16 protein-coding genes are annotated in these 17,543 nt (G+C 53.1%); 9 read left to right on the top strand and 7 right to left on the bottom strand.

Features of this window, described 5'->3' with window-relative positions:
* Positions 1-2: 2 nt before the first annotated feature.
* Both V1603_RS13795 and V1603_RS13790 read right to left on the bottom strand, forming a co-directional pair.
* The gene (locus tag V1603_RS13795) at positions 3-1,718 is read right to left on the bottom strand and encodes a SulP family inorganic anion transporter (protein WP_116340209.1); all 1,716 of its coding nucleotides are present in this window, start codon (positions 1,716-1,718) and stop codon (positions 3-5) included.
* Positions 1,719-1,852: 134 nt separating this feature from the next.
* The gene (locus V1603_RS13790) at positions 1,853-3,061 is read right to left on the bottom strand and encodes an MFS transporter (protein WP_116340211.1); all 1,209 of its coding nucleotides are present in this window, start codon (positions 3,059-3,061) and stop codon (positions 1,853-1,855) included.
* A 103-nt stretch (positions 3,062-3,164) separates the two neighbouring features.
* Between V1603_RS13790 and V1603_RS13785 the strand changes: the two genes are divergently transcribed.
* Positions 3,165-4,082, top strand: a complete 918-nt coding sequence (locus tag V1603_RS13785) for a LysR family transcriptional regulator (protein WP_116340213.1) — start codon at positions 3,165-3,167, stop codon at positions 4,080-4,082.
* An 89-nt stretch (positions 4,083-4,171) separates the two neighbouring features.
* Here V1603_RS13785 and V1603_RS13780 read toward each other — a convergent pair whose 3' ends face one another.
* Positions 4,172-4,726, bottom strand: coding sequence for a nucleotidyltransferase family protein (locus tag V1603_RS13780; protein ID WP_395313984.1), 555 nt, complete (start codon positions 4,724-4,726; stop codon positions 4,172-4,174).
* A 95-nt stretch (positions 4,727-4,821) separates the two neighbouring features.
* On the bottom strand, positions 4,822-5,655 hold the full coding sequence (locus tag V1603_RS13775; RefSeq protein ID WP_320719625.1) for a MipA/OmpV family protein: 834 nt from the start codon (positions 5,653-5,655) through the stop codon (positions 4,822-4,824).
* A 203-nt stretch (positions 5,656-5,858) separates the two neighbouring features.
* On the opposite strand from V1603_RS13775, the gene V1603_RS13770 reads away from it, so the two are divergent.
* The 3 genes from V1603_RS13770 to V1603_RS13760 all read left to right on the top strand — a co-directional run bounded on the left by V1603_RS13770 (position 5,859) and on the right by V1603_RS13760 (position 8,541).
* Positions 5,859-6,536: a response regulator gene (locus V1603_RS13770; protein WP_116340219.1), complete on the top strand. Its 678-nt coding sequence runs from the start codon at positions 5,859-5,861 to the stop codon at positions 6,534-6,536.
* Complete coding sequence (locus tag V1603_RS13765; RefSeq protein ID WP_395312773.1) at positions 6,536-7,924, top strand: sensor histidine kinase; 1,389 nt, start codon at positions 6,536-6,538, stop codon at positions 7,922-7,924. The genes V1603_RS13770 and V1603_RS13765 overlap by 1 nt, the downstream gene beginning before the upstream one ends.
* A gap of 137 nt (positions 7,925-8,061) precedes the next feature.
* Complete coding sequence (locus V1603_RS13760) at positions 8,062-8,541, top strand: Rrf2 family transcriptional regulator (protein WP_116340223.1); 480 nt, start codon at positions 8,062-8,064, stop codon at positions 8,539-8,541.
* 59 nt (positions 8,542-8,600) lie between these two features.
* Here the strand turns inward: V1603_RS13760 and oqxB are convergent, their stop codons facing one another.
* Both oqxB and V1603_RS13750 read right to left on the bottom strand, forming a co-directional pair.
* The gene (gene oqxB / locus V1603_RS13755; protein ID WP_116340225.1) at positions 8,601-11,753 is read right to left on the bottom strand and encodes a multidrug efflux RND transporter permease subunit OqxB; all 3,153 of its coding nucleotides are present in this window, start codon (positions 11,751-11,753) and stop codon (positions 8,601-8,603) included.
* 24 nt (positions 11,754-11,777) lie between these two features.
* Positions 11,778-12,953 carry an efflux RND transporter periplasmic adaptor subunit gene (locus V1603_RS13750; protein WP_395312772.1) on the bottom strand — a complete coding sequence of 392 codons (1,176 nt, stop codon included), beginning with the start codon at positions 12,951-12,953 and terminating at the stop codon, positions 11,778-11,780.
* 333 nt (positions 12,954-13,286) lie between these two features.
* On the opposite strand from V1603_RS13750, the gene V1603_RS13745 reads away from it, so the two are divergent.
* Both V1603_RS13745 and V1603_RS13740 read left to right on the top strand, forming a co-directional pair.
* A complete protein-coding gene (locus tag V1603_RS13745) occupies positions 13,287-13,640 on the top strand; it encodes a helix-turn-helix domain-containing protein (RefSeq protein WP_116340230.1) in 354 nt (117 codons plus the stop codon).
* A 69-nt stretch (positions 13,641-13,709) separates the two neighbouring features.
* Positions 13,710-14,027 (top strand): YebG family protein, encoded by a 318-nt coding sequence (locus tag V1603_RS13740; RefSeq protein ID WP_116340232.1) that lies wholly within the window; start codon positions 13,710-13,712, stop codon positions 14,025-14,027.
* A gap of 81 nt (positions 14,028-14,108) precedes the next feature.
* On the opposite strand, the gene catA is transcribed toward V1603_RS13740, so the two are convergent.
* Complete coding sequence (catA, locus tag V1603_RS13735; protein ID WP_166710968.1) at positions 14,109-14,786, bottom strand: type A chloramphenicol O-acetyltransferase; 678 nt, start codon at positions 14,784-14,786, stop codon at positions 14,109-14,111.
* A 251-nt stretch (positions 14,787-15,037) separates the two neighbouring features.
* Here catA and V1603_RS13730 point away from each other — a divergent pair, with 251 nt between their 5' ends.
* The 3 genes from V1603_RS13730 to osmY all read left to right on the top strand — a co-directional run bounded on the left by V1603_RS13730 (position 15,038) and on the right by osmY (position 17,540).
* The gene (locus tag V1603_RS13730; RefSeq protein ID WP_116340236.1) at positions 15,038-15,661 is read left to right on the top strand and encodes a glutathione S-transferase family protein; all 624 of its coding nucleotides are present in this window, start codon (positions 15,038-15,040) and stop codon (positions 15,659-15,661) included.
* Positions 15,662-15,816: 155 nt separating this feature from the next.
* Positions 15,817-16,560, top strand: a complete 744-nt coding sequence (locus V1603_RS13725) for a YoaK family protein (protein ID WP_116341139.1) — start codon at positions 15,817-15,819, stop codon at positions 16,558-16,560.
* A 269-nt stretch (positions 16,561-16,829) separates the two neighbouring features.
* The gene (osmY, locus tag V1603_RS13720) at positions 16,830-17,540 is read left to right on the top strand and encodes an osmoprotectant ABC transporter permease OsmY (RefSeq protein WP_116340238.1); all 711 of its coding nucleotides are present in this window, start codon (positions 16,830-16,832) and stop codon (positions 17,538-17,540) included.
* Positions 17,541-17,543: the final 3 nt, after the last annotated feature.

Genomic DNA, 17,543 nt, shown 5'->3' with positions numbered 1-17,543 from the left:
ACTTATACCTCGCCACCTGATTCACTCGCACTCTCTTTACTCTGAATGAACCGAAGTGCCAGATAGAGGTCTGGCGCCAGAATCATGTCATCATCATTCATCGTTGGCCGACTCTCTTTAAACCAGCGCGTTAATTCCGTTTTTCTGCCCGCCAGGATTAACGTAATCTTTCGCCCCTTCAGGTCACGCTTTAACTCATTAATGGTTGCCAGGACGCTGATGTCTGAATAGGTGAAGCAAGCAACGGCATCAATGACCACCCATTTAGGTTGTAATGCAGTACCATCAACCAGGTTCAATACCCGACGTTTAAAATAAGCCACATTAAAATAGGTCAACGGTGAGTTAAATCGATACATCAGCACGCCCGGGACCATTTTAATATCGGTTGTATTACCTAATGAGTGAATCATTCCATCTTCGTCAGTGCCCAACAAGTGCTCAGAGGGACGAAACACTGTACGAAGGAACTGTAACAGGCCAAGCAACACCGCAAGGCCGATCCCCTGGATAACGCCGATAATTAAAACACAGCCAAAAGTGAAGAAGGCCAGGCGGAATGCCTGTTTATTTCTGCGCCTCAGGTTCCAGAGCCCACGTAAATCAATTAATGACCACGAGGCATACATTAGAACAATACCTAATGCAGATACCGGAATAAATTGTAATGGCTGGGTGAAAAATACCACAACGATACCGATGAGTAAGGCCGCGACTATGGAAACCAGCTGACTTTTCCCACCCACTGAATCATTAACCGCGGTCCGGGAATCAGCACCACTGATAGCAAACCCCTGAGATAACCCAGACATAATGTTCGCAATACCCAGCGCTCTGAACTCAGCATCAGCATTGATTTCATAACCATTTTTCGCGGCAAAACTGCGGGCGGTCAGCATCAGACTCACAAAACTGACCAAAGCCAGGTTCAGCGCCGGGATCACCAAATCACGCATCGGACCAGGCTGGAATTCCCCCCAGTTAACGACGGGTAAGCCAGACTGGAAACCATCTCCCCCAATCGTGGCGATACCATACTGTTGCGCAGCTGTTCCCCACACCAGAACCGTTGTCAGTACAATGGCAATCAACGGTGCTGGCCAGTGGCTACGATACGTTTTAATAACCATTAAAATAATTAACGTTAAAAGTGATATCCCTATGGTTAATAAATGGCTGTCTGACAATCGGCCTGGCAAGGCTATTATTTTCTCAATAACCTGTGCTTCATCTAGCTTGATCCCTAAAACCTTGCCTAATTGCCCGACAATAATCGTCACGGCTACGCCATTTAGCAAACCCGTAAGAATGGGATGAGAAAGCAGATCGGCAAGTGCGCCCAGACGAAACTTACTGGCAAGTAGGCACCACCCGCCCATCATCAATGTCATGATAATCGTCAGTTGCCAGTGCAGTTCGGGATTACCTGCAGAAAGCGGAAAGACGACGGCCGCAATCACCGCGCAGGTTGTGGCATCAGGGCCAACAATAAGCTGACGTGAAGAACCAAACAGTGCATACGCTATCATCGGTAAAACGCACGAATAAAGCCCCACTATTGCCCCAACCCCTGCCAGCTCAGCATAAGCAATAGCTACGGGTAGCGCTACAGCCGCAACGGATAACCCGGCTTTAACATCCTGTTTTAGCCAGCTTTTATCGTAGGCTAACAAATTTTGTAACCCTGGCATGTAGTTTAATAAAACTCTTCCGAACACGTTATTCTCCGGATATAGATATCACCCACGTAATATTGGCACACTTCTTTACGAGGTTCTGGCTTTCAAATGCTCCGGATAAAGGATCGCGTTGCATCGATCCGTTGTACTCACAGCCAAAAGCGGACGTTATGCTAATCAATGACGAGAAGATCGGGTTGGTTCTTACGTTTAGCCAGTTTCTTTTGCAAAATGATAACGATGATTGGGAACCCTAATGCGGAAATGGCGCTTACCGTTAGTAACGTGTTCATTTTTTGTTGTGACATGTCATGCCCAGGTAATAAAAAAGAAGACAAAAAAAATGCGATCGTTGTAATCAAATACATCATTGATGTTTGTAATGACATGAATCCTGCGCGTTGCCTGTTATCAGGAAACTGAATCGTAACCGCCGAAGATGAAACCAGACGACTATAAGATGCACCGAGAAATAAAGTAATAAATAGCGCCGGATGCGGAAGCCCCAGGATTGGAATGAGCAAACTCAGAATAAAAACGATAGTTGAAGCTGTCGCCAGAACCACAGCAGAAAAACGTGTCGTTAACACGCCTGTCATTTTTGTCGACAGGTACCCTGCCATCCCCCCGCCGAAGAATAGCCAGGACAACATGTCCTGAGAAGCGCCAGGCTGCTGTAACAGTAATGGTACCAGAACAGGAACGACCAGCATTGGGCTAAACTGTACAAGCGCATTAGCGGAAGCAAACAGTAAAATATCCACATTGAGAGGCTGCGAATGGGGTGTCTCGAAAGAAACGCGATCTTGTGGAATGACGGTGATAATCAGTGGCAACGCCAACAAACACAGCGTACTGATGAACCACAAAGCGATATGCCAGCCATAATGAGTACATAAAAATAATATTGTGGGCATTCCCGCAATGCTTACTATCGAAAATGACGCAATCACCGCCGCTAACATTTTTCCACGCAAGTGAGTCGGTGCGTGGTTTATCAATATACTGATACCCACCCCCATTGTGGTACCGCCCAACAATCCTGCACAGAATCGTAATGTAAGCAAAAGGCTAAAACTGGAAGTCAATGTCGTTAAAAAGGTCAGCAGCCCCAGGAGAGCCATATTGGCGATGAGAAAGCGTTTCTTATTAAAACGACCGATCCAGTAAAAAGCGATAATGCCCGACAGAACGGCACCTGTTGTGTACAGGCCAGAAACGTAGCCTGAGAAGGATACGGGAACAGCAAAATCAGCCGCCATAAAAGCAAAAATAGGGTTGAACATCATATATTCCAGCGCATTCGTGAACTGGATAAAAGCGATTACAGCAGCGATTCGTGTGAGTGTTTTATGATTTAACGTTTTTGTGACCAGTGGCATAGCAGGCGACCTGTGGATGAAAGATCTCCGAGTTTAACCGCTATCAAATCTGTTCATTAGATGGTAAAAATGGCACTTATTGTTATCATTTATGGGATAATCAATGCGGCCGCCTCTGGATTTTAATACCCTGAAAGTGTTCATTGCTGTGGTTGAAAAAGAGAGTTTTGTTGGGGCATCCAGGGCGCTGGAAATGCCGACATCAAATGTGAGTCGTTGTATTTCTCAGTTAGAAGACAAACTCAATCTTCAGCTTATAGAGCGCAGTACCCGCCATATGAAACTCACCCAAGCGGGCCACCTGCTCTATAACCGAGCGAAGCCAATACTGGAGGCACTTGAGCAAACTGAAACAGAATTAACGTTGCGGCAAATGCAGCTTAAGGGCCCGTTACGTATCTGTATTCCTAATGAAATAGGCCCGGTCTTGCTGGGATCTATAGTTGCCGATTTCGCCTGTCAGCACCCGGATCTGGAAATTAGCTGCGTCACAAATTTGTCTGGCTTTGAATCCGTTCGTGACGATCTGGATTTAGCGATCATTGTCACCCGTGGCCAGATGGATGACAGTGACTACATCGCTCGCCATCTGGTGACTATCCCTTGTACCATCGTTGCTGCACCTTCTGTCATTCAACGTTATGGCACCCCTTCTCATATACAGCATTTTGAAGAATTACCCTGTATTACAACCGTAAGCGCACTTAAAGGTGCTCCCTGGCAGTTTGTTAATAAAAAGGGGGGATTCGAGACGATAAAGGTTAAAGGCCACTACCGGGTAAACAGCGGAGAGATGGCAGGACGAGCGGCTGTAGCAGGTGTCGGTTTTGCCATTCTATCGAAACAAGCCTGCCAACCCTACATCAACGATGGACGGCTAATCGAGCTTAACTTTGAACAATCCCCTGCTCCACTGCAATTGTTCGCACTTTATTCAGATCGGCGCTACTTGCCTGCTAAAACACGAGCGCTCATAGATTTCATGCATCAGAAATTGAGTAATATATCTTGCGTAACATAAGGCTCACGATCGTGTGCAACAGGTCATCTGTAAGGTTCACAGGCATAAGCGCCCAACAGACAGATTAGACTTTAAGCTATTAATTATGCTCAATTAATAAGTCGCAGTTGAGGATGACGTTCTAACCACCGCTTCTCTTCAACGCGCCGCCTGAATACGTCATATTTTTCCCGCTCAAACGCAGGCGTTGGTCTTAAACTCAGCTCAAACAGGTCATTAAGACCATAGGGTGCAATGACCTCAATAACATCGTTAGCGCCCAGCCTGACGCCTACAGCCGTCGCAGTTTCGGGCCAGTACAACAGCGCATTTTCTGTTGAGCGATAGGGATTATCACCATTACGCAGATGCATCCTGGCTTGATTCTTTACGGACCAGTCAAAAGCGGGCATCCGTTGCTTAAGTTTTTCTTCCAGATGACGTTCATCGTCTGGCGTACACCATTCGGGATCGAACCAGACCACATCCACATCGCCTGAAAAGGACTTTTTCCAATAGGCATGCAAGTGATCCCATACGGCATCCCTGACAAAACCCGCGCCTATCCAGCAATCAGGAAGTTGCAAATCACGAACCGCGTAAAGCACCTGCATTCGTGAAGGATCAAGTGACAATATTCTCTGCAATGAATTTAAATAATCCATCATTATTCCCGTCATCAAAAGCACCGCCCCGTCATCTTAACCGGAGCGGCTCAAATTCGTCGCTATTGCGCGCTCAAACTCATAAGCAACCGCCATCAAAAACTGTACGTCACCTTCAAACTCCCCGTGGGGGACGTTTTACGTTGTACGATCGGGCTGTCACCCGCATCCCCCGTCAGTTGCGTAACCCCCGCAGCGGCAAGCACGCTCCAGCGCGAGGTGAGCTTGTGGGTCCAGTCAAGATTCATAGACCAGGCATAAATCCCTGCCCCGGCGTCATGTCGGGCAAACCCCGATGCGCTCGACTGAGCGTCCCTGACGCCATAGTACGTCTGCATATACTTGCCGGATCCCCAACTGCCGGTCAGCGCCAGCGTCACCTCATTTTTTGATGAGGCATAGATCGGGCTGGAAATGCCGAAATGCACCGCCTCTCCGTTGTCTCTCTCAGAAACCGGCACCTCAGCCTGCAGCTGCAGATGAAGCCAGTCGGTCACCTTGTACCCCAGCCCGGGCACAACGATTGCCGAGCCTTTTATCTCGCCCATTCCACGCAGCTCGTCGCTGCCGGAGGCGATCGAATCGCTGCTGACGTCTTTATCTTTACGGCCTGCGCGATAGCTCAGGGCAGCGCTGTAATCGAAATTACCGATGTTATTGCCGTAACCGATACCCCGCGTGGTGCTGATAAAGAAGCCATTCGCCATCGAATAATCCACCACCTGAGCCGCGCTGACGCGGCTTTTATCCGAACCCGAGTAGCGTGGCGCGACGTCCGCGCCGCCCCCCAGAGTTAAGACATTGCCCTTCTGCTCTGCCGCCATTACCGGGGTGGCCAGTAACGCCAGAACAACGCCCGGCACTATGCTTTTTAGTCTGAAGCCCGAAAGTGAATGGAGGAACGTATGACGCAGTTCGATGTTTCTCATTAAAGAAGCCCTTATGGATTCAAATGGTTGCGATGCAAGCGGTTAAACGCCAGGACGCCCATTTTGAATACCGACCCTAAGGTTCTTATGAGCCGAAAATGAAGAAACGCTGAAGCACGAGCCGGTGCTGTAAACCGGACGGATTTCCTGCTACCGTTTTTTTCTTAAGTTGTTCTTCATCCACGGTTGTTACAGTTATCAATGTGAAAATTTTACTAATCGAAGACGACCTGGATCTCGGCAATGGCGTGCGTATCGCCCTTTCAGATCAAGGATTTGATGTCATATGGGTTCGCCGTAAAGAGGATGCGCTGCATCAGCTTGACGTCTGCGCGCCGGAACTTGTTTTGCTCGACCTGGGGCTGCCCGACGGCGACGGCATGAGCCTGATGACGCGTTTGCGCCAGCAGCTGAAGGGGATCCCCGTCATCATCCTGACGGCGCGAGGTACGCTGCAGGATCGCCTGTGCGGGCTGGATGCCGGTGCAGACGACTATCTTGTCAAACCCTTCGTTCTCGCCGAACTGCTGGCGCGAGTCAGGGCTCTTGCCCGACGCAGCTACGGTTTTGAAAATGAGGCAATAGAGATCCGGGGCTTATCGCTTCATGTACCGACGCGTCGCGTGACGGTGAGCGCGCGTCACGTTGAATTGACGGCCAGTGAATATGCGCTTCTTGAAACGTTGATGCTGCGCGCTGACCGGGTGATTACCCGACGTTTTCTGGAAGAAAGGATATTCGGCAACAAAGAAAATCTCAGTAATGCGCTCGATGTCCATATGGGGAATTTGCGGCGGAAAATTGGTGAAGGCTATGTGCGAACGGTGCGGGGCGTCGGGTACGTCATTGATACCGTTGCTGTTCAGAAGGTGACGGGGTAATGCGAAACGTCTGGTACCTCCTGAAGCGTCCCACGCTGGTACGGCGAATTATCATCGCTCAGATGGTGCTGCTCACCCTGCTGTGGTGTATTTTTTTGACCTTCATATTGTTGGAGGACCTGCGTAGCCCTCCGATACTCACGGGCAGTAAGACCTACGAAACCATTTTTACTCTGGTTGATCATATTGGCGAGCGCCCGCAGGACCGTAACGAGGTGCTGGAAGCGTTCAGTAAGGCGTTGCGGGAAGGCTATGGCGGCGGCGAAGATCCCGCATTATCAATCAACCTCATCGTTCGCAAGAATAACGCAATCATTTTTTCATCGGATGGCGCTCCGACGGGGGTAATGAACACCAGGCTGGGAGAAATGCAGCGTGTTCAGAGTGACGGTCGTACCTGGACCAGCCGTACCCTTAAGTCCCCTCGTTCCGACGTGGAAGTTACGCTTTTCACCCCGGCCGGTAGCTGGAACTTCTTTATCTATCTGAACTCACGCGGCTACTACATTATGCCGCTGCTGGTCTGTATTCCTTTTCTTCTGTTTCCCGCGTGGCTGTCGATCCGCATTGCGATGCGTCCCTGGAGCAAGGTGGTGAATGAAATTTCATTACGCAGGCCAGACGATCTCTCTCCCTTAAAAGCCGGCCCCAGGCACAGGGAGCTTCGCAAAATGGTGGACGCGATAAACGATTTTCTTGCCAGAGTGCGGGAAAGCGCTGAACGGGAACGGGTTTTCATTGCGGATGCTGCACACGAGCTGCGTACGCCGCTGGCAGCGATGCGCATCAACGTGGAGGCGCTGCAGTCCTGGGCGAGCAGCGAGAGCCAGCGGCAGCTGCTTGCAGGGATTGTGCGCAGCAACAGCCGGGCGGCTCGGCTCGTCAACCAGCTGCTGCTGATGATGCACAGTGAAGCGCGCATTGACACCGCGATGGAGCCCGTGCCGCTGACGTCACTCATACAAGAGCGAATGGCTGCGCTGGAGCCGCTGGCGTCCGGGCGCAGGATTGAGCTGGAATTCTTCGCTGAGGATGAAATCTGGATCGCTGGCGTCCGGGAACGTCTGATGTCGCTGATAGACAATCTTATTGAAAACGCCGTGAAGTACAGTCCTGAGGGCGGACGGATTCAGGTAGAGGTACGCTCAGCAGATAAATCAGCCCAAATACGCGTCTCCGATGAGGGGCCGGGCATTCCGGTTGAATTGCGCGAGCGCGTCTTCGACCGGTTTTTCCGCGATCCCAATCAGATGCAGAGCGGAAGCGGACTGGGGCTTGCCATCGTCAAAGCGGTTGCACTGCAACATAACAGCAGCGTAAACCTGAGTACCTCAGCGGAAGGTGGCCTCCTGGTGACGGTTGACTTCCCGGACCGCACGTTTAGCTAAACCGGAACAGGGTGTTCGATCGCAAATGCCGCAGATTGCTTCAAAAAAATTACCGTATTTGTTATATTGTTGTTTATTGCTTATTCACCTCTGCGGTGCCAAAAAGAACAAGATTCACCGCTACCCAGGAAAGAGAAATGTTAGATTACCGCTTCCCGACAGCTTTGCAGATGGTTCTCAGCGTAGCGATGGCGGAGCAACTAGGTGAACGTTCGACAAGTGCAATTCTGGCCTACGGCCTGGAAGCCAATCCGAGCTTTATCCGCAAATTGATGGTTCCACTCACGCGCGACGGCATTATCGTCTCAACGCTTGGCCGCAACGGCTCTATTCATCTTGGTCGTCCGCCGGAAGAGATCACCCTGCGCGATATCTACCTTTCGGTCACCGAAGATAAAAAACTCTGGGCGTCGCGCCCTGACGTGCCGGCCCGCTGCGTGGTCAGCGCGAACGCCTGCTGGTACTTTAAATCGATTTCCGAAGAAGCGGAGCAGGCATCGCTCGCGGTACTAGCGCGCCACACCGTGGCAAGCGCGCTGGACGAGGTTAAAAAAGCCGATACCAGCGGGTGCGATCCTTTACCTGAACTTATTGCCCAGTACAAAAAAGCCCATTAATTTTCGCGAAAAAAAACCGCCTTTACGATAAAGGCGGTTTTTTGTTATCTGCGATATCCCTACGCAGGCAGAACCTCTCTTTCCACTTTGCCGCGCGTGACGAACTTACGCAGCGTCACGTAGAACACCGGTGTCAGGAACAGGCCAAACAGCGTTACGCCGAGCATCCCGGAGAAGACCGTGATCCCGGTGACGCCACGCACTTCTGCGCCCGCCCCGTGGCCGAGGATCAGCGGAATGGTCCCGGCGATAAAGGCGATGGAGGTCATCACAATCGGACGCAAACGCAGGCGGCACGCTTCAAGCGCGGCTTCCATGATGCCTTTGCCCTGAATTTCCAGCTCGCGGGCAAACTCCACGATAAGAATCGCGTTTTTACACGCCAGCCCCATCAGCACCACCAGCCCCACCTGCACGAAGACGTTGTTATCGCCACCGGTCAGCCAGACGCCAAACAGTGCGGAGAGCATCGTCATCGGCACAATAAGGATCACCGCCAGCGGCAGCGTCCAGCTTTCATACAGCGCCGCCAGCACCAGGAACGCCAGCAGCACCGCGACCGGGAAGACGATCAGCGCCGTATTGCCCTGGGTGGCCTGCTGGAAGCTCAGGTCCGTCCATTCAATGTTCATCCCGTTCGGCAGGATTTGCTTAGACATCGCGTCCAGCTGCGTCATCGCCTGAGCGGACGAGAGCACGCGCGGGTCGGCATCGCCGATCAGATCTGCCGCCGGGTAGCCATTGTAGCGGATCACCGGGTCCGGCCCGTAGGTGGTCGTGATTTTCACCATGCTGCCAATCGGCACCATTTCGCCCTGGCTGTTCCGGGTGCGTAAATTCGCAATATCCTCCACGCTGTCGCGGAATTGCCCGTCTGCCTGCGCCATCACGCGCCAGGTACGTCCGAACTGGTTGAAGTCGTTCACGTACGACGAGCCCAGATAGGTTTGCAGCGTACCGAACAGATCGGTCAGCGACACGCCCTGCGCTTTTGCCTTATCGCGGTCAACCTGCACGTCCAGCTGCGGAACGTTAGCCTGGTAAGTGGAGATTGGGAAGTGCATTCCCGGCGTCTGCATAATTGCACCGGACATGGTGTTCACCGCGTTTTGCAGCGCACCATAGCCCAGACCCGCGCGATCCTGAATGTACAGCGAGTAGCCTGACCCCTGACCCAGGCCCAGAATCGGCGGCGGCAGGATGGAGAAACCAAAGCCCTGCTGGATTTGCGCGATTTTGGCGTTGATCTCCGCGTTAATTTCCGCCGCTGAGTGCTTGCGCTGGTCAAACGGCTTCAGGCCAAAGAAGACCGTCCCGGTATTCGGCGTGTTGGTGAACTGCAGCGCGTTCAGCCCTGGAAACGCGACCGCGTAATCCACGCCTTCGGTGTTCATGCCAATTTCGCTCATTTTGCGGATCACCGCGTCGGTGCGGGCCAGCGACGAGCCTTCCGGCATCTTCACGCCGCCAATCAGGTAAAGCTTATCCTGGGTCGGAATAAACCCGCCGGGCACCGCTTTAAACATGACGCCCGCGGCACACAGCAGCAGAAGATAAACCACAAACACCGCGCCGCGTCGGCCAAGCGTTTTGCCCACCAGCCCCTGATAGCCGTTCGAGCTACGATGGAAAAAGCGGTTAAACGGACGGAAAATCCAGCCGAACAGGCGATCAATAAGCCGGGTCGGGAAGTCTTTCGGCGCGCCGTGCGGTTTTAACAGTAGCGCGGCCAGCGCCGGAGAGAGCGTCAGCGAGTTGATGGCGGAGATCACCGTGGAAATCGCGATCGTCACAGCAAACTGCTTGTAGAACTGACCGGTAACGCCGGAGAGGAACGCCATCGGCACGAACACCGCGCACAGCACCAGCGCAATCGCGATAATCGGCCCGGAGACCTCACGCATCGCCTGATGCGCCGCCGCAAGCGGCGCAAGCCCCTCTTCGATATTTCGCTCGACGTTTTCCACCACCACGATGGCGTCGTCCACCACGATGCCGATGGCCAGCACCAGCCCGAACAGGCTGAGGGTGTTAAGCGAAAAGCCCAGCAGATAGAGAATGCTGAACGTCCCCACCACCGACACCGGCACCGCGATCAGCGGAATGATCGACGCGCGCCAGGTTTGCAGGAACAGGATCACCACCAGTACAACCAGCACCACCGCTTCCAGCAGGGTTTGCACCACCGCACGGATGGAGTCGCGCACGAAAACCGTCGGATCGTAAGGTGCCGCCCATTTCATATCTTCCGGGAAACGGGTGGACAGTTCCTCCATTTTCGCGCGCACCGCGTTAGACAAATCGATGGCGTTTGCTCCCGGTGACTGGAAGATACCAATCCCGACCGCGTCTTTATTGTTAAGCTGGGAACGCAGCGCATAGCTGCCGGAACCCATCTCGATACGCGCCACGTCGCGCAGGCGGACGACCGAACCGTCCTCCGACGTTTTCAGGACAATGTTGCCAAACTCTTCTTCGGTATGCAGACGGCCCTGAGCGTTAATGGAGATCAGGAAATCGCTCTCTTTCGGCAGCGGCTCGGCGCCAAGCTGCCCGGCGGACACCTGCACGTTCTGCTCCTGCATTGCCGTGACCACGTCCGAGGCGGTCAGCCCGCGGGCTGCAACCTTGTTCGGGTCCAGCCAGATGCGCATGGCGTATTCACCGGAGCCAAAAATCTGGATCTGCCCGACGCCGGGCAGACGCGCCAGCTCGTCCTTCACCTTCAGCGTGGCGTAGTTGCGCATGTACAGTGAATCGTACTTACCGTTGGGCGAGAACAGATGCACCACCAGCGTAAGCGTTGGTGACTGCTTCTGCGTCGTGATGCCCAGGCGCCGCACGTCTTCCGGTAGACGCGCCTCGGCCTGCGCTACGCGGTTTTGCACCTGTACCTGCGCCTGATCCGGATCGGTACCTGGACGGAACGTGACGGTAGTGACCAGCACGCCGTCCGAGCCGGCGACGGATTTCATGTACATCATGTTCTCGACGCCGTTGATCGCCTCTTCCAGCGGCGTCGCCACGGTCTCGGCAATCACTTTCGGGTTGGCGCCCGGATACTCTGCGCGCACCTGCACGCTTGGCGGTACGACGTCAGGATACTCGCTCACAGGCAGCAGCGGGATGGCGATTAATCCTGTGATAAAAATCAGAATCGACAGTACGGCAGCGAAAATGGGCCTGTCGATGAAAAAGCGGGAAAAGTCCATGGGAAGGATTCTCAGGTCAAGTGATCAGTTGAGGGCGGCGCTGGCGGTCATGGCGACGGTTTTCGCGTTCACCGGCATACCCGGCATAAACACTTTTTGTAAACCGTCGACGATGACTTTATCGCCAGGTTTCAGCCCCTGCTGCACGATGCGTAAACCGTCGGCCAGACGCCCTGGCGTAATATCGCGACGCTGCGCTTTGCCCTCTTTATCCACGATATAGACATACTTGCGATCCTGGTCAGTCAGCACCGCTTTGTCGTCGATAAGCATCGCCTGGAATTCTGCGCTGCCCGGCAGGCGAACGCGGGCAAAAAGTCCCGGCGTGAACTGGCGCTGCGCGTTATCCAGCAGCGCGCGCATGCGGATCGTACCGGTACTCGGCGTGAGCTGATTATCCAGGAAGTCCACTTTACCCTGATGGGGGTAGCCCTCCTCGCCGGCAAGGCCGATCTCAACCGGTAGCGCCGTATGATGGCTGGACGCCCCCTGCCCGCTGCGCGCCAGATTTTGATAGTGAAGATAGGTTGACTCATCCACGTCAAAGTAGACGTAAACCGTCTTCTGCGAGACCAGCGTGGTGAGCACACTGGCGCTGTCGCCCGCGGAGACCAGATTGCCGCTGGTGATTAACGCCCGGCTGGCGCGGCCATCAATAGGTGCCGTCACTTTGGTAAAGTCGAGATTCAGCTGCGCGGCGTCGACCGCAGCCTGGGCTGCGCGAATATCGGCCTGTGCCTGGATGGCGGCCGAACGGCGCTGCTCCCACTCTTCACGGGATACCAGGTTGGTATTGATTAATTTATCGGTACGGTTAGCCTCGCTTCGCGCCAGGCTGGCCTGCGTTTTGGCCCTTTCCAGCGTCGCCTGCGCCTGCTCCAGCGCGGCGCGATAGGTTCGGTCATCAATCGTGAACAGCACCTCGCCCTTTTTCACTTCCTGGCCGTCGGTGAAATTCACTTTGTCGATGTAGCCAGAGACGCGGGGACGAAGCTGCACGCTTTCCACAGCTTCAATCCGGCCGTTAAAGCTATCCCACTGGCTAATGGATTTCACAACCACGTCAGCAGCATTGACGGCAGGCGCGGGCGGCGCGGCGTTTTGCGCGACGCTGTCATCACATCCGACAAGCAGCACGGAGAGCAGCATCGCTCCCAGCGCATTCAGACGATAGTTTCCCCAGGTTTTTTGCAGGCTCATTATTTTTATTCCGGTAATTGTAGCCGCCGGGCAAGACGCAGCGGGAGGTGCCGCGCCACTTCCTTTGTCCGGGCTGGCTTAAGGCCATTTGTGTCGTTCATCGCCACAAAACTGTAACAGTTTCGAATACACTATCGCGGCGATTGTAGGAATGCGCCTAACTAAGTGCAAGAATAATTGTTGCACTTTATGTGCTATTTGAGGCGGCGATAAAAGGCCCGTTTCGGGCAAAGATTTAAATGCAACAATAAAACTTGCAATTACCGTAAAACCAGGCCACCTTAAAGTGCAACAGACAAAGATACTTTTCTATCGCTGCGTGGGGGAAACCTGATGAACACTGGCGCATTTATGCATGATTTACTCGACTGGATCGATAACAACCTCGACAGTCGCCTGGACATTGAGACCGTCTCCAGACGCTCCGGCTATTCGAAATGGCACCTCCAGCGCCTGTTCAAAGAGCACACGGGCTACCCCCTCGCCGGATATATTCGCGCGCAAAAGCTGCAAAAATCGGTTGAACGCTTAGCCCACAGCGATGAGCCTATCCTGAACGTGGCAATCGCGCTCGGTTTTGACTCTCAGCAGTCCTTCAACCGCAGCTTTAAGCGTCAATACGGCCAGGCTCCGGGCGCATGGCGACGCAGTATCGGCAGCCGTGAAACCCAGCCGATGCACCAGTAGTTCACTTTTTACTGCAACCTCATCCCGGATCTGTTATACTGTATATAAATACAGTATGAGAGGTGCGTGATGGCTGTTGAAATAAAATATGTTGTCGTAAGAAAAGGTGAAGAGAAAATGACATTTGCCAGTAAGAAAGAGGCTGACGCTCACGACAAGCTGCTCGATATGGCAGACGCGTTCACCGACTGGCTGTTGCAAAGCGGAATGCAGATGGATGAAAACCAGGCTGAAGATCTTGGTCTGTATCTCGCCGAGCAGAAAGAGACCGTGCAGCATATTCTGCGCACCAGCAAGCTCCCTGCTCCCGATGCCCCAACGGCTGACGATAAAGCCGAGCCAGCTGAAGCTGACAGTAAAAAAATCAGAGCGGTAAAAGCTGCCTGATCGCCACATCGTCACCGAGCCTGACGCCGTAAGCAGCATGCTGCTTGCGGCTTTTTTTTATTAACGTCAGCGCCTGGCGCATCACGCACCGGATTGCGCCGAGTGGCACGGCATGGCATCGATCATCGCCTGTAGCTCATTGTACAGTCTTGCCACATGGAAACCATCGCACACGGAATGATGAACCTGAACGGCGAGGGGCAATAATACTTTGCCATCTTGTTCGTAGTATTTTCCAAGCGTAAACATAGGGGCAAAAAAGTTCTTCATGTGTGCAACGTTGACGTTAAAGCTGGTAAAACTTACCCAGGGAATACCTGATATGAAAAAGATATTCTCCCGGGATTCTTCTTTAGGCCAATAAGAAAAATTATTACCGTAGCGTGCAATGTCTTCAGTATAGGTGTTCTGGAAGTGCTGAATATTGCCATCGTAATGGCTCCATAATGATGAAAAGGTCTCTGTTTCATTATGGAAAATGGTATAGTTTGGATGGACTTCGTTCCATATAATAAGCTCATTGTCCTTCATAGCCATACGGAACTCCGGATGACTGTTGACGATTTTCGAAATGAGAAAAATAATAGTCGGGTAAAATTTCCAGCCCACCGCTTTGATATGTTTTAACAGCGCAGTAATATCAATTAAAACCGTCTGATTAAATGTCGATTGAGCAAAGCCCTGAAATATCTCAAAATGTTCTTTCCTTGCCCAACGAGATAAGTCAACGGACGTATATTCAGGGGTTATTTTTTCCATTTCTAAGCCTTTAATGAGCAAGCATATCTCTGATGTTAGCCTAAATTTTTTCCCTGCATTAAGCAAGCAGGCGCCTCTGGAGAAAACGGCGCGGAATAACCCACATTACGCACCCTGAAGACGTAACGTTTCCGCTTAAAACACGCTGACCTGCCCGTACAGAGCACTCCTCACTCAATATTACCCCTCCCTCTTCGCGCAAAGGGTGTATTGTTTTTAAATGATTAATCCCACTGAAGAGAAGCGGCGTCATGATTAACATCCTCGGTAAAACCACCTCCATCAACGTTCGTAAAGTGCTCTGGACCTGTGAAGAAGCGGGCATCCCTTATCTGCAGGAAGACTACGGCAGCGGTTTTGCCTCAACAGAAACGGATGACTTCCGCGCGCTGAACCCCAACGCCATGGTGCCGGTGCTGATGGATGACGATTTCGTGCTGTGGGAGTCCAACGCCATCTGCCGCTATCTGGTGCGCAAGGCCGGACGTCACGATCTGCTGCCTGCAGAGCCGCAGGCCTGCGCCAACGTTGAGCGCTGGATGGACTGGCAGGCAACTGAATTCAATAACGCCTGGCGCTATGTCTTCCCGGCGCTGGGACGAAAAAACCCGGACTTTAACGACCCTGCGCGCATTGCGGCGGGAATAAAAGAGTGGAACCACTGCATCACCATTCTGGAAAACCAGCTGCAGCGCACCGGGGCCTTTGCGGCGGGCGAGACGTTTACCCTTGCGGACGTGGTGCTTGGGCTGTCGGTGAATCGCTGGAAGATGACGCCGTTTGACAAGCCCGACGTGCCGGCGATTGAGGCCTGGTTTGAACGTCTTAACCAGCGCCCGGCGTTTTTGCGTCACGGCAATAACGGCATGATATAAAGTATTTACGCCCCCACCTTGAGCAAGGATATTTTATTTAATTACTAAACCCTGATTGGCGTCAGAGGGAATAATAATTAAGCCATATCCTGGACAGCCCGTTGCACCGCTTTGCTAGCCTGACTATTCAGGCAAAGCTCAACCCGGAGGCATTCTTGCTGATTAGACTCAAGAAAGAACGAACGCATAAGGAGGATCGCCGGCTTGCTCTCTGGCTGGCGACCTCGGCAGGTTTACTGAACGCCATCGCCCTTGGGGCGTTTGGCTTCTTCCCCTCTCACATGACCGGCAACACCTCACAATTATCCAGCGAAGTCTCCTCCACCGATCTGAGCGATATCATTTTCTTTGGCTCGATCATTCTCTCCTTTGTTGCAGGTGCAATCCTTGCGCGTCTCATTGTGTTATGGGGGATTATCCATAATATCCGGCTGGTTTTTTGCCAAATCCTATTCGTCGAGGGGATATTATTGACCGGCGTATCTCTCTACGAAATGTATTTCCACGCCCTCACGAGCAACCGCGAGATTATTATTTTCCTGTGCGGCCTGATGGGCATTCATAATTCGACCTCGACGCAGCTCTCCGGAGGGCGGGTAAGATCGACGCACATTACCGGCACCCTGACGGATGCGGGAATATCACTGGCCTCCGTGCTGGTGGCGATGCTTCGAAGGGATTACTCGAAGGATACCGCAGCGCAAAAAAGTCAGCTCAAGACCCACTTAACCACCCTTTTCTCGTTTATTACGGGCGGCATCGCGGGGCTGCTGCTGTTCAGGTGGATTGGGTTTAACGCCATGCTGGCGCTGGGGCTGATGCTCGCGATTGTTGCCATTTTTTCTATCATTAGCATCTCGGTTCGCGTTCGCCGGGTTCGTGCCTCCCTCTGTAAATAACGATGTCATCGGCGTAAGGGCCCTGTATTTTGTGACACTGTCACTTATGCAAATTCGCTTTAGGACTATTCTGCCTGGCACGCAACCAGCCCTTACGCCGTAAGGCTTTAATTAAGGTTGTCACTAATTTCATAGGGTTACTGATTTCCCCCCTTCGCTGGAACCCTTCCCAAACGCTTGCTATAGCTCAATTACCCCTGCCGAAACATGGCATAACAACAGGCAACCGGTGGTTGCTATAACGCATGCGCACAGGGAGACACACCGCAATGCACCCATTACTCAAACGTTCGCTGCTGTTTGTCGGCGCCATTATCGTGGTCCTCGCCCTCCTCGTCTGGGGTATTGGGCTTGAGACAATCAAGGCGCGCCAGGTTGACCTGATTTACCTCGGGCAACAGCACATGATTCTGGTTTTCTCCTCGATGTTTTTTGCCCTGCTGGTGGGCATTCCGGCCGGGATTCTGCTGAGCCGCCCGGCCGCGCGGGGCGTCGCCGAATATGTGATGCAAATCTTCAACGTCGGCAACACCCTGCCCCCGCTGGCGGTGCTGGCGCTGGCGATGGTGGTGATTGGCATCGGCGATACGCCTGCCATCATCGCCCTGTTCCTCGCCTCGCTGCTGCCGATAGTGCGCAATACCTACGCCGGGCTGTGCTCGGTCCCTGCGTCGCTGCTTGAAGCGGCAAACGGGATTGGGATGACCAAATGGCAGCGCCTGCGCCAGGTTGAGCTGCCCAACGCATGGCCGGTCATGCTCTCGGGGATCCGCATCGCCACGGCCATTAACGTCGGTACCGCGCCGCTGGCGTTCCTGATTGGCGCCAGCAGCTACGGCGAGCTGATTTTCCCGGGCATTTACCTGAACGATTTCCCGACCCTGATCCTCGGCGCGGCGGCCACCGCTCTGTTCGCCCTGATCCTCGACACCCTGCTGGCCGCGCTGGGTCGCGTGATGAGCCCCCATCTCGCTCGATAACAA

It is taken from the genome of Enterobacter sp. ECC-219, assembly GCF_043966805.1.
Classification (GTDB): Bacteria; Pseudomonadota; Gammaproteobacteria; order Enterobacterales; family Enterobacteriaceae; genus Enterobacter; species Enterobacter cloacae_N.
This window is presented reverse-complemented; position numbering and strand designations above follow the sequence as displayed.